Annotated in this window: 10 protein-coding genes; 6 read left to right on the forward strand and 4 right to left on the reverse strand. The window is 66.0% G+C overall.

Features of this window, described 5'->3' with window-relative positions; translation table 11 throughout:
- Positions 1-131: 131 nt before the first annotated feature.
- Positions 132-1,439 carry an MFS transporter gene (locus tag MSG32_RS00930; protein WP_248378390.1) on the reverse strand — a complete coding sequence of 436 codons (1,308 nt, stop codon included), beginning with the start codon at positions 1,437-1,439 and terminating at the stop codon, positions 132-134.
- A 354-nt stretch (positions 1,440-1,793) separates the two neighbouring features.
- Here MSG32_RS00930 and MSG32_RS00935 point away from each other — a divergent pair, with 354 nt between their 5' ends.
- Complete coding sequence (locus MSG32_RS00935) at positions 1,794-2,117, forward strand: SelT/SelW/SelH family protein (protein WP_054555551.1); 324 nt, start codon at positions 1,794-1,796, stop codon at positions 2,115-2,117.
- 52 nt (positions 2,118-2,169) lie between these two features.
- Here the strand turns inward: MSG32_RS00935 and MSG32_RS00940 are convergent, their stop codons facing one another.
- Positions 2,170-3,195: a zinc transporter ZntB gene (locus tag MSG32_RS00940; RefSeq protein ID WP_054555550.1), complete on the reverse strand. Its 1,026-nt coding sequence runs from the start codon at positions 3,193-3,195 to the stop codon at positions 2,170-2,172.
- Positions 3,196-3,339: 144 nt separating this feature from the next.
- Here MSG32_RS00940 and MSG32_RS00945 point away from each other — a divergent pair, with 144 nt between their 5' ends.
- Entirely contained in the window at positions 3,340-4,260 is a 921-nt protein-coding gene (locus tag MSG32_RS00945) for a DMT family transporter (protein ID WP_248377035.1), read from the forward strand.
- 32 nt (positions 4,261-4,292) lie between these two features.
- Here MSG32_RS00945 and ppk2 read toward each other — a convergent pair whose 3' ends face one another.
- Together ppk2 and MSG32_RS00955 are read right to left on the reverse strand one after the other, a co-directional pair.
- On the reverse strand, positions 4,293-5,213 hold the full coding sequence (ppk2, locus tag MSG32_RS00950) for a polyphosphate kinase 2 (RefSeq protein ID WP_248377038.1): 921 nt from the start codon (positions 5,211-5,213) through the stop codon (positions 4,293-4,295).
- A 190-nt stretch (positions 5,214-5,403) separates the two neighbouring features.
- The gene (locus MSG32_RS00955) at positions 5,404-6,144 is read right to left on the reverse strand and encodes an arylesterase (protein WP_248377041.1); all 741 of its coding nucleotides are present in this window, start codon (positions 6,142-6,144) and stop codon (positions 5,404-5,406) included.
- Positions 6,145-6,236: 92 nt separating this feature from the next.
- Between MSG32_RS00955 and MSG32_RS00960 the strand changes: the two genes are divergently transcribed.
- From MSG32_RS00960 to MSG32_RS00975, 4 genes are all read left to right on the forward strand, one after another.
- A complete protein-coding gene (locus MSG32_RS00960) occupies positions 6,237-7,040 on the forward strand; it encodes an ABC transporter ATP-binding protein (RefSeq protein WP_248377044.1) in 804 nt (267 codons plus the stop codon).
- The gene (locus MSG32_RS00965; protein WP_248377047.1) at positions 7,033-9,756 is read left to right on the forward strand and encodes an FtsX-like permease family protein; all 2,724 of its coding nucleotides are present in this window, start codon (positions 7,033-7,035) and stop codon (positions 9,754-9,756) included. Before MSG32_RS00960 ends, MSG32_RS00965 begins: the two co-directional genes overlap by 8 nt.
- Before the next feature lie 232 nt (positions 9,757-9,988).
- Positions 9,989-11,251, forward strand: coding sequence for a serine hydroxymethyltransferase (gene glyA / locus MSG32_RS00970; RefSeq protein ID WP_153636359.1), 1,263 nt, complete (start codon positions 9,989-9,991; stop codon positions 11,249-11,251).
- A 277-nt stretch (positions 11,252-11,528) separates the two neighbouring features.
- Positions 11,529-11,810, forward strand: coding sequence for a hypothetical protein (locus MSG32_RS00975; protein WP_107336213.1), 282 nt, complete (start codon positions 11,529-11,531; stop codon positions 11,808-11,810).
- Positions 11,811-12,007 lie beyond the last annotated feature (197 nt).

Genomic DNA, 12,007 nt, shown 5'->3' on the forward strand with positions numbered 1-12,007 from the left:
CAGCCGCTAATGTGACAGGGCCCGACATCGTGGTCAGGCCCTGTCAGCGTGAGAGTCGATCAGATAGAGAAGGGGGAGAAAGGGGGGGGGGGAATGGGTAACAGGGGAGCCGTCATGCCTGCCCCGGATGTTCAGTCGTCCTCCACCTCCGGCAGGCGCTGCGCGCAGAGCGCGGCGCAGGCCGCGACGACCGCCAGAATCATCAGCAACCATTCACTGCCCAGCCACTGGGCGAGCCCGCCGATCAATAGCCCCAGTACCAGCATCAGCACGCCGGTCAGGGTGTTGGAGAGTGCGACGTAGAGGGCGCGATTGTCAGAGGTGGCGAGATCGACCACGTAGGTCTTGCGCCCCAGGCGGATACCGGCGTGGGCGATCACCAGCAGTCCGTAGACCAGCGCGTAGCTCCAGATATTGTCGGCCAGCGCCTGCGGCCACCAGGCCATGCTGCCGGCCAGGGCGCAGCAGACGGCAGCGCCGGCCCCTGCGTTGCGCATCACGCGGCGACTGGAGGTATCGGCCAGCCTGCCCCAGATGGGACTGGCCAGCATGCCGGCCAGTCCTGATACCACCACCAGCACGCCCAGTCCGCCCAGGCTTTCACCGCTCTGCTGCTGGCCGAGCAAGGCGATATACGGCAGTGCCAGCGCGCTTGAGAGCAGCAGGGCGCGTGCCAGATTGAAGTTGCGGAAGGCGGCGTCATGCTTGAGCTGGATGACCCCGTCGCGCACCGTTTCCCAGGCATTGGCGCCGCCGCTGGTGGCACCGCTGTCCTCGTGGATCATGGCGGCGCACAGGGCATTGAGTGTCCAGCCCAGCGCCGCGATGGCCATCAGTATCGCCAGCACCTGCTGCCCGGGCTGCTCGCCCAGCAGCATCAAGGCGACGCCGGCCAGCAGGGTCATCGCCCCCGCCACACTGCCGCTCCAGCCCATCAGGCGCCCGCGGCGTTTCTTGGCGATGGTCTTGCCCAGCACGTCCTTGGTGGCGATGGAGGCCACCCCGCGCCCGAGCGACAGCAGGATCAACAGGATCAGTACCAGACTGCCCGCGAGGGTGCCATCGAGTCCGTGACGCGCGGCGAAGTTGCCCTCGGCAAGCAGGCTGATCATCACCAGCCCCAGTGCCATCAAGGCCTGGATGGAGGCCCCGGCGACCCACACCCACTTGCGTTGCGGCAGTGGGCGAATGAAGCCTGCCACCAGCAGCTGAGGCAGCAGGGCGCCCGCCTCGCGAATCGGCACCAGCAGCCCCACCATCCACACCGGCGCCCCGATCAACCCCAATAGCCACGGCAGCACCAGCCGCGCACTGGCCATCTCGTCGGCCAGCTTGGTGCCCAGCGAGGCCAGCAGGTGACGCCAGAAATTGCCGGGTTGCTGGTGGCAGGCATCCTCGGAGATGTCCTTGCACATGCGCGAATCTTCATCGCCGGTCATGCGCTCGAAGAAGCGACTCTGACCGCTGCCCGACGGCCTCTCGTGGGCTTTGTCTGCAGACTCCCGCTCAGTCTCGCGGTCTTGAGCGTCTGACGGTGAGGAGGCCTCGGTAGAGGAAGACAGGGGTGACATGTGGCCAGGGCTCCGCTATCGGCGTCGTGTACGGGAAGTCGTGATGCAGATCACGCCCGTGCCGCCGGTTGAAGAAGGATCGATCGCAGTGCGACGTCAACTGAAGGAATGACTGCGCCGAGTATAGTTTATGTACAGTTTGTGTGTAGGTTTTTGGTGTTGACCATTGCGCGACAGTGCAGTGAAGTGATCATTACATCATTGATTGGAGTAGGCACCACCATGGATCAGGCATCCACGCTGAAAGTCCGGATTCACTACTGCACCGGCTGCAACTGGCTGTTGCGAGCGGCCTGGTATGCACAGGAACTGCTGTCCACCTTCGGAGAAGACCTCGGTGAGGTGGCCTTGGCGCCGAGTCACGGCGGCCATTTCGAGGTGCTGTGCCAGGCCACTCCTGATTCGGAGTGGCTGGTACTGTGGGAGCGCAAGCGCGATGGCGGCTTCCCCGACAGTCGTGACCTCAAGCAGCGCGTGCGTGATGTGCTCGATCCTGAGCGCGATCTGGGCCATATCGACCGCGCCAGTCGTGAGCAGGGCTCGTAAACAGCGCTTGTAAGTAGCGCTTGCAAGCAGCTCCGCTACGGCATGGGTTCGTTCACCACCACTTCTTGCGCTTGAGCAGCCACATCTGCATCGCCACCACGCCCAGCGTGATGCCGACGAAGGCAGCGAAGCCCCACTGGCTGTCGCTGCCCGGTATGCCGCCGACGTTGACCCCCAGCAGGCCGGTGAGAAAGCCCAGCGGCAGGAAGACGGCGGTGATGACCGACAGCAGATACATGCGCTGGTTGAGCTGCTCGTTGTGCTCGCTCATGCGCTGTTCATGGATGATCAGCGCGCGCTCCTGCATGGCCTGGAAATCCTCCACGTAGCGCGACAGCTGGTTGGCGATCTCGCGCAGGTCCAGACGCGCCTGCTCATCGATCCACAACGGCCCCTGGGAGAGTTGTGCCAGACAGTCGCGCTGCGGCCCCATGAAGCGTCGCAGGGTGATCAGGGGGCGCCGCAGGCGGGTAATGTCATCGGGGTCGATCTCGACATCATTGAGCTGGTCTTCCTCGATGATGGCGAGCTGCTCATCGAGACGATGGCTGAGCTCCGCCACGCGATCGACCAGCGCATCGCTGAGCATCGCCAGCAGCCAGGAGATGCTTTCCGCGCCCTGGCCGGCTTCCAGTTGCTCACGCACCTGAGTGATCGACTGGAACGGCCGGCGGCGCAGGGTGATCAGGCGGGTCGGGCTCATCCACAGGCGCAGTGACAGCAGGTCTTCCGGCGCGGCGCCGGGATTGAGGTTGATGCCGCGCAGCGTGGTGACCATGCCGCCGCCGAAGCGCGCCACGCGCGGGCGGGTATCCAGCTCGGTCAGGGCCTCGATGCTCGGCTCATCCAGCTGGGCAAGGTCGTCCAGGTAGTCATTGACGTCGCCGCGGGTGTAATCGAGGTGCATCCAGATCAGCGCTTCGGGGTCCTGCCATTGCTCGCGCAGGCTGTCGTCATCGAGCAGGCTGGCGCCGCCCTTGCCATCCAGGCGATAGGCGCTGACCAGTGCCGTGGTCGGGGCATCTCCCGCAGGAGGCGCAGGTGTCGGCGCGGCTTGCGGATCGGTGGCATCAGTCATTCACGAAATTCCTTTTTGGTGGCGCGGCTTGCAGCAGCGGGCAGGGCACGCGATGCTCGAATGTCAGGCCGTGGGCATTGTCGCTGCCATCGCCATGACACTCATCGCCAGGAAGGCGATACCCGAAATGCGAGGAAGGATGCCATGAGTCAGGATAGGGAAGCCATGCTCTACGGTCTGGGTGCCGTGGCCCTGTGGTCGACGGTGGCGACCGCCTTCAAGCTGGCGCTTGAGCAGATGTCGCCGCTGGAGCTGGTATGGCTGGCAGCACTGGTGTCGTGGCTGTTGATCGGCGTGCTGATGTGGCGTCAGGGCAAGCTGCGCGAAGCGCTCACCACCGGCTGGCGGGGTGGCTGGCGCACGGCACTCTGGGCCGGACTGATGAATCCGGTCGGCTACTATCTGGTGCTGTTCGGCGCCTACGCGCGGCTGCCGGGCCAGGAGGCGATGGCGCTCAATTACACCTGGGCACTGGCGATGGCCTTTCTCGCCGTACCGATCCTCGCGCAGCGCCTGACACGCATCGATGTCGCGGCGGGGCTGATCGCCTACGCCGGCGTCTGGACCATCGCCACGCGTGGCGAGATATTCGATGTCGCCTTCGCCGACCCGCTGGGCGTGGGGCTGGCGCTGGGCTCGACCCTGCTGTGGGCGCTCTACTGGTTGCTGAATGCACGTGACCCGCGCGCACCGCTGGTCGCCCAGTGGCAGAACTTCAGCATCGCCTTGCCGGTGCTGACGCTGCTGGTGGCCTTCGGGCCGGGCTTCGGCAACTTCATCGGCGCAAGCGCCAACCCCCAGGCGCTGATGGCGGGCATCTATGTCGGCCTGTGCGAGATGGGCATCGCCTTCGTGCTCTGGCAGCTGGCGGTGCACAAGGTGTCGCGCACCGCCAAGGTCTCCAACCTGATCTTCCTGTCGCCGCCCATCTCATTGACGCTTCTGCACTTCATCGTCGGCGAGCCGATCCTGACCTCGACACTGGCGGGGCTGGTACTGATTCTGGCCGGACTCGGCCTGCAGCAGCTGCAGAAGGCGCCGGCGGAGCTGTCACGGTCGACCTGAGCGAGCCGCGCCGTCGGCGCACAGCCCGCCAATCAGTCGTCGGGCAGGATGAGGCGATCGGCATCCACCACGATCAGCGGGTCCGGGGTGCCGATCATCTTCTTGTCCTTGCCGGGGTAGTCGAGCTGACTGAGCACATGGCGCAGCGCGCCGATACGGGCCCGGCGCTTGTCGTCGGAGCGGATCAGCGTCCAGGGCGCATGATCGCTGTGCGTGCGTGCGAACATCGCCTCGGCGGCATCGGTGTACTCATCCCATTTCTTCTGCGCCACGGCGTCCATCGGTGACAGCTTCCAGTGGGTCAGCGGGTCGGCGGCGCGCTTGGCGAAGCGGATCGATTGCTCCTCGCGGGACACCGAGAAGTACAGCTTGACCAGGAGCAGGCCATCCTCGACCCACAGGCGCTCCTGCTGGGGCACCTGCACCAGAAAGCGTTCGACTTCCTCCGGCGTGGCGAAGCCCATCACCGCCTCGACCCCCGCGCGGTTGTACCAGCTGCGATCGAACAGCACGATTTCGCCACTGGTGGGGAAGCGCGAGACATAGCGCTGGAAATACCACTGGCCCTTTTCCGTCTCGTTGGGCTTGTCGAGGGCGACGATGCGCGCGAAACGCGGATTGAGATACTCCATGAAGCGCTTGATGGTGCCGCCCTTGCCGGCGGCGTCACGCCCCTCGAACACGATGGCCAGGCGTCCGCCACTGTCGCGTAGCCAATGCTGCACCTTGAGCAGCTCGATCTGCAGCGCGCGCTTCTCGGCCTCATAGACCTTGCGCTTGAGGCGCTCGTCGTAGGGGTAGGCGTCACTGGAGACCGGCCCCAGCGTCATGCGCGGGGCATCGCCAGTGGCGTGCTTCTTGCTGGCCTTGCCCTTGGCGTCCTTGCGCTTGGCATCCCTGGCCTTCGAATGCGCCTTGCCGGCATCCGCCTTCCTGTTGTTGGATTTACTCATGGCAGTACTCCCTGTGAGGATGGGGCCTGGCCCCGACGGCCGGCGGCCTTGGCTGATGACGTCAGCGCTGCAAGGCCTCATGGCCCAGATGGCCTGCCTGACAGGCACTGATCAGGCAGGCGCGGGTTGTCATCTCGCGGCAAGGTAGGCGCATGCAAGCTGTCGTGACATGCGCCGCGCCTGATATTGATCACTCCGCTGACGTCGCGTGTTGCGCCAGTGGCGCGAGTGTCGGCCAGATGGTGTCGAGCAGCTGCGGTTGCGCCTTGGCGGTGGGGTGAATGCGGTCCTGCTGCATCAGCTTCTCGCTGGCCGGGGCCGTGGCGATGCCTTCGAGGATGAAGGGCACCAGCGGCACGGAATATTCGTCGGCCAGGTCCCGGTAGACCTGACGGAAGGCATCGGTGTAGGCCGGGCCGTAATTGGGCGGAATCTCGATGCCGAGCAGCACGGGCTGGGCGTCGGCGTCCTCCACGGCCTCGATCATGCTGGCCAGATTGGCCTGCATGCGGGCGGGTGGCAGGCCACGCAGGCCGTCGTTGCCGCCCAGTTCGATCATCACCAGTGAAGGGTCGTGTCGCTCGAGGAGTGCCGGCAGACGGTTGAGGCCGCCTTCGGTCGTGTCGCCGCTGATGCTGGCATTGATGACCTCTGGCGCATCGCTGCCCAGGCTGTCCTCGAGGCGCTCGTCGAGCAGCGCGACCCAGCCCTGGCTGCTGTCGATGCCGTAGCCGGCCGAGATGGAGTCACCGACCACCAGCCACGGGGCCGGCGCATCGGCCAGCGCCACCTGAGGCGTCAGCACGGCCACGAGGGCCAATGCCGAACTGGCGAGGGCATTGCGCAGCCGCTTGAGTCCCGGCGTGCCGTGGGCTTTGCCACCGCGCGCCAGGCACTGGGTGTCACGGCGATTCACTAGCCATTTCTGCATTCATCATCTCCATCATCTGCACACTATTCATACCCGTTTCGGGGTCTGGAGTTCGTGCCCACCCCGTTCTCTACCATAAGCGAGCAGACACGATGTCACATAACGCCTCCATTAACGACGTGACCCCTGCGTCGGATCAAACCTCGTCAGACGCGCAGGCCAGCGCAACGCCTGCGCCGGTGCTGGAAGTGAGCGGGCTGGCGCAGCGGGTGACCAGTGGCGAAGGGCGCCTGACCATCCTCGAGGACCTGGAGCTTGCCGTGCAGGCCGGGGAAAGCGTCGCCATCATCGGGGCCAGCGGTTCCGGCAAGTCGACGCTGCTGGGCCTGCTGGCGGGGCTGGACAGCCCGAGCGAGGGTGATATCCGCCTGTTCGGAAGCTCGCTTGCAGGGCTTGATGAGGATGGCCGTGCGGCGCTGCGCGCGGGACAGGTCGGCTTCGTGTTCCAGAACTTCCAGCTGCTGCCGACGCTGACGGCGCTTGAAAACGTGCTGATGCCGCTGGAGCTGGCCCCGCAGGGCGATATCGAGGCGCAGGCGCGTGACTGGCTGACGCGGGTCGGGCTGGGAGAGCGACTCGATCACCTGCCGCGTCATCTGTCCGGCGGCGAGCAGCAGCGCGTGGCCATCGCACGCGCCTTCGTCGCGGGGCCGGGACTGGTGTTCGCCGATGAGCCGACCGGCAATCTGGATACCGCCACCGGCGAGCGCATCGCGGAGCTGCTGTTCACCCTCAACCGCGAGCGGGGCACCACGCTGATTCTGGTCACCCATGATCTGACGCTGGCCAGGCGCTGTGATCGCTGCCTGAATCTCGAGGCCGGCAAGCTGGTGGAGTGGAAGGATGAAGCGAGTGCGCCGGCCGTGGCGACGCCACAGGGAGGCGACGATGTCTGAGTCCCGGGTGTCTGACCGCGCGGCGACATCTTCCGCCAACGCGCAGCGCCCGCGTGGGGCGCGCCTGCCGCTGGCGCTGCGTGGCCTGCTGCGTGACCTGCGCGCCAGCGATGTGCGCGCCCTCTTTCTGGCGCTGATGCTGGCGGTCGCCGCGACCACCATGATCGGCTTCTTCCTGGATCGTCTCGACCGTGGACTCAATCGCCAGGCGAGCCAGCTGCTCGGCGGAGACCTGGTGCTGGAGTCCAGCAACCCGCTCGACCCGCGCTTCGCCGAGGCCTTCCGCGCAGCGGGGCTTGAGATGTCGCCGCAGCTGGGCATGGTTTCGATGGCCTCGCACGGCGACAGCTTCGTGCTGTCGAGTCTCAAGGCGGTGTCGCCGGGCTATCCGCTCGCCGGCCGGGTGGAACTGGAGTCGGATGCCACGGGAGAGGAAGCTCAGGCGCCAGACACCAGCTCGCGCGCGGAGATTCCGCCGCCGGGTGAGGCGTGGATCGTGCCACGCCTGGCCATGGCGCTGTCGGCCGAGGTCGGCGATACCCTGACGGTCGGGCGCAAGCAGCTGACCATCAGTGGCCTGATCACGCGTGAGCCTGATCAGCAGGGCGGCTTTTCCGAGTTCAGTCCGCGCCTGATGTTCAACATGGAAGATCTCGATGCCACCGGTCTGATCCAGCCCGGCTCGCGGATGGAATATCGCCTGCTGGCGGCGGGCGATCCGGCGGCGGTGCAGCAGGCGCGTGATGCCATCGCGCCGCTGCTGGCGAGTGCCGACAACGCCGAGGTGCGCCTCAAGGACGTGCGCGAAGACCGGCCGCGTCTCGGGCGCTCACTGGAGCGTGCCGACAAGTACCTGAGTCTGGCCGGACTGGTGGCGGTGCTGCTGGCCGGGGTCGCGGTGGCGATGTCGACGCGCCGCTATGTGGAGCGTCATCTGGATAGCGCCGCACTGTGGCGCTGCTTCGGTGCCTCTCAGCGTCAACTGTCACGGCTGTTCGCGGCCCAGCTTGGCTGGTTGGCCCTGTTGGCGAGTACCGGGGGTGCGGTGCTGGGCCTGCTGGGGCAGATGGGGCTGGTGGCGCTGCTGGAGCGCTTCCTGCCGCTGGAGCTGCCTGCACCGGGGCCGCTGCCGCTGGCATTGGGAATCCTGACGGCGCTGGCGGTGCTGGTCGGTTTCGCCGGCCCGATGCTGCTGCGCCTGCGTCAGGTCAGCGCACTCAAGGTACTGCGGCGTGAACTGGCCCCGCTGCCTGCCTCGGCGTGGGTGGTGGTGGCGATCGCCAGTCTGGTGTTCGGCGCCCTGATGTGGCTCTACTCGGGTGACCTCATGCTGGCGGCCGGCCTGCTGGTCGGTGGCATCATCGCGCTGGGCCTGCTGATGGTGGTGGGGCAACTGCTGCTGTCGCTGATGCTCAAGGTGGTGGCACGCATGCGCAGTCAGGGCGGCTGGAGCCGGCCGATTCGCCTCGCCGGCGGCATGCTGGCCAGGCGGCGCGGTGCCAGCCTCGGCCAGCTGGTCGCCTTTGCCGTGACCTTCGCGGCGATGGCGTTGATCGCGCTGGTACGCGGTGACCTGATCACCCGCTGGCAGGCGCAGATTCCGACCAATGCGCCCAATCACTTCGCGATCAATATCCAGCCCGGAGAGCAGCAGGCCTTCGGCGAGCAGCTGACCGCGATGGTGGATGAGCAGGCCGGCGACAGCCAGAGCGAGCTCTACCCGATGGTGCGTGGACGCATCACGGCGCTCAAGGGCGAGTCCCTGCTGGGACGTACCCAGCAGCGTCTGCAGGCAGCCCAGTCGGATCAACCGGCGGCAGGCGGCATGCAGGAAGGACGCAGCGACGAGGGGGATGGCGAGCAGCAGGGCGTCCCGCAGCGTGAGCTGAACCTGACCTGGCATCGTGATCTGCCGGACCACAACCGTCTGTCGGCGGGCGAGTGGGCACCGATCAGTGATTTCGCCGATGCAGACAGCGAGGCGCGCAGCCGCCTCGCCGCCTCGCAGGGCGTGCCGGTGTCGATGGAGGAGGAGCTAGCCGAGCGCATGGGGCTGGTCATCGGTGACAGCCTGTCGTTCACCATCGGCAGCGAGACCGTCAAGGCCCAGGTGGTCAATCTGCGCCATGTCGACTGGGACAGCTTCCTGCCCAACTTCTACGTCATCTTCCCGCCCGGTGCGCTCGAGAGCTTCGCCCACAGCTACATGACGGCGTTTCATCTCGAGGATGAGCGCAAGCTGGCGCCGCTGGTGCGCGACTACCCGAGCGTGTCGTTGATCAATATCGACGCCATCCTGACCCGCGTGCAGGAGCTGATCGCCCAGGTGTCGCGCGCGGTGGAGCTGATTCTGGGGCTGGTGCTGATGGCGGGGGCCAGCGTGCTGTACGCGGCACTGGTGGCCAGTCGTCCGGCACGTGAGCATGAAGGCGCGCTGTACAAGGTGTTCGGCGCCGGTCAGGGGCTGCTGGCCCGCCTGCAGGCCGCTGAGTTCGTGCTGCTCGGCCTGCTCAGTGGGCTGCTGGCGGCGATGCTCGCCGAAGGCGCGGCGGTCGGACTCTATTCCGGCTGGCTGGGGCTGCCGGTGGTGCTGCATCCGTGGCTGTGGGTGCTGCTGCCGCTGGCGGGTGGCGTGCTGATCGGCGGGCTGGGCTTCTGGCTGTCGAGAGAAGTGAGGCGTCAGCCGCCGATGGCGGGGCTGCGCGCCCTGCAGTGAGCGCCATCAGGCCTCGTCATCGCAGCGCCGGATGATGGCACCTGACGACCTCAACCTGCGCCCTCATGATCGTTGTCTCGGTCATGGGGCCGTCTTGCGTTAACAATGATGCTGATTCATGTGAATCGGACCGCTGGCTGAGGTATCATGCTGGTCCTGATCTTACCCCCAGATGGCGAGCCGGCCGCGCCGGAATTCGCTGTCGTCATCACCCTTCAGGCGAGGACACCCGATGTTCACCCGTGACATGCAGATTGCCGGTTTTGATGATGCGCTCCTGAGCGCCATGGACGACGAAGTCGTTCGCCAGGAAGCTCACATCGAGCTGATCGCCTCCGAGAACTACGCCAGCCCCCGCGTCATCCAGGCGCAAGGCTCCCAGCTGACCAACAAGTACGCGGAAGGCTACCCGGGCAAGCGTTACTACGGCGGTTGCGAGTTCGTCGACAAGGTCGAGCAGCTGGCCATCGATCGTGCCTGCGAACTGTTCGGTGCTACCTACGCCAACGTTCAGCCGCATGCCGGTTCCCAGGCCAACAGTGCCGTCTTCCAGGCGCTGGTCTCGCCGGGCGACACCATTCTGGGCATGAGCCTGGACGCGGGGGGTCACCTGACTCACGGTGCACGTCCGAACTTCTCCGGCAAGCACTACAACGCCGTGCAGTACGGTCTGGGCGAGAACGGCCTGATCGACTACGCCGAAGTCGCGCGTCTGGCGCGTGAGCACAAGCCGAAGATGATCATCGCCGGCTTCTCCGCCTACTCCCAGATCATCGACTGGGCCGAGTTCCGCAAGATCGCCGACGAAGTGGGTGCCTACCTGCTGGTCGACATGGCCCACGTGGCCGGTCTGGTCGCCGCTGGCGTCTACCCGAGCCCGCTGCCCCACGCCCACGTCGTCACCACCACCACGCACAAGACCCTGCGCGGTCCGCGTGGCGGCCTGATCCTGTCCGCCGAAGGCGATGCCGACATCGAGAAGAAGCTGAACTCCGCTGTCTTCCCGGGTGGCCAGGGCGGCCCGCTGATGCACGTCATCGCGGCCAAGGCGGTCTGCTTCAAGGAAGCGATGGACCCGGCCTTCACCACTTACCAGAAGCAAGTGGTCAAGAACGCCAAGGCGATGGCGTCCGTGTTCCTGGAGCGCGGCTTCGAAGTCGTCTCCGGCGGCACCGAAGACCACCTGTTCCTGCTGTCTCTGGTCAAGCAGGGCCTGACCGGCAAGGACGCTGACGCTGCGCTGGGCCGTGCCCACATCACCGTCAACAAGAACGCCGTACCGGGTGACCCGCAGTCGCCGTTCGTCACCTCCGGTCTGCGTATCGGTACCCCTGCCGTCACCACGCGTGGCTTCCAGGAGCAGGAGTGTCTGGAACTGGCCGGCTGGATCTGCGATATCCTCGATGCGATGGTCGCCGGCGATTCCGCCGCTGCCGAAGCCGAGGTGCAGGCCAAGGTCTCCGCCGTCTGTGCACGCCTGCCGGTCTACGCCTGAGGCGTGACGAGGTGCCAGCCCGGCTGGCCCTCACTGCAGCAGTGCTGACAGTGGCGTAACGCTGTCATGCACCAGACAAGAAACGCCTGTCGCGCAAGCGGCAGGCGTTTTTTTGTGCCCGCACCACGGCCAGCCGAGGCCGAGTGGCGTGGTGCACAGCGGGGTGGGAGAGTGGTCAACCAGCGCTCAGAAAGATCAGCCTGTGCCCGGGAGCGGACGCGCTACGCTATTCTCGATGCCGGACACACTCTGCTCATCTTCGTGCAAGGAGGCTTTCATGGCCGTCATGCAGCACCATGCCTTTCTGATCCTGGTCGAGAACAGCGGCAATACCTCACTGAGCAGCCAGGGCAGCGGCGAGGTCCGCATTTCCGTCGCCACGCTGGGGACGCTGAGGGCGGCCGAGCGGCTGGTCAGTGAGCTGGTCGCCCAGGGCGTCAGCCAGATCGAGCTGTCGGCCAGCTTCGGCGCGGCAGGCGAGGAAGCGCTGAGAACGGTGGTCGCGGACAGCGGTGCCGAGCGTACGGTGTCGATCGGCCGCGTGCGATTCACGGCCTGACGCCAGCACACGGGGAAATTGCCAGTACCTGAATAGTCCTTTCGCAACATGGGGTTGCGTAAAGGTGTGACCAAAGTCGGGTCCCACCCTTGGTCTAGGGTGTCTTGTTGGCATGTCTGACATGGGCTATTCCTTGACGGACAAGAGCGCGCCGCGATGCATCCCATGAAGGATGTGCGCGAGCTACAAATGACGCG

The organism is Cobetia sp. 1CM21F (assembly GCF_023161745.1).
GTDB lineage: Bacteria > Pseudomonadota > Gammaproteobacteria > Pseudomonadales > Halomonadaceae > Cobetia > Cobetia amphilecti.

Bases quoted from the DNA above. Each gene is read 5' to 3' on its own strand.
- MSG32_RS00930 (WP_248378390.1), bottom strand. From the start codon at position 1,439: ATGACCGGCGATGAAGATTCGCGCATGTGCAAGGACATCTCCGAGGAT.
- MSG32_RS00935 (WP_054555551.1), top strand. From the start codon at position 1,794: ATGGATCAGGCATCCACGCTGAAAGTCCGGATTCACTACTGCACCGGC.
- MSG32_RS00940 (WP_054555550.1), bottom strand. From the start codon at position 3,195: ATGACTGATGCCACCGATCCGCAAGCCGCGCCGACACCTGCGCCTCCT.
- MSG32_RS00945 (WP_248377035.1), top strand. From the start codon at position 3,340: ATGAGTCAGGATAGGGAAGCCATGCTCTACGGTCTGGGTGCCGTGGCC.
- ppk2 (WP_248377038.1), bottom strand. From the start codon at position 5,213: ATGAGTAAATCCAACAACAGGAAGGCGGATGCCGGCAAGGCGCATTCG.
- MSG32_RS00955 (WP_248377041.1), bottom strand. From the start codon at position 6,144: ATGCAGAAATGGCTAGTGAATCGCCGTGACACCCAGTGCCTGGCGCGC.
- MSG32_RS00960 (WP_248377044.1), top strand. From the start codon at position 6,237: ATGTCACATAACGCCTCCATTAACGACGTGACCCCTGCGTCGGATCAA.
- MSG32_RS00965 (WP_248377047.1), top strand. From the start codon at position 7,033: ATGTCTGAGTCCCGGGTGTCTGACCGCGCGGCGACATCTTCCGCCAAC.
- glyA (WP_153636359.1), top strand. From the start codon at position 9,989: ATGTTCACCCGTGACATGCAGATTGCCGGTTTTGATGATGCGCTCCTG.
- MSG32_RS00975 (WP_107336213.1), top strand. From the start codon at position 11,529: ATGGCCGTCATGCAGCACCATGCCTTTCTGATCCTGGTCGAGAACAGC.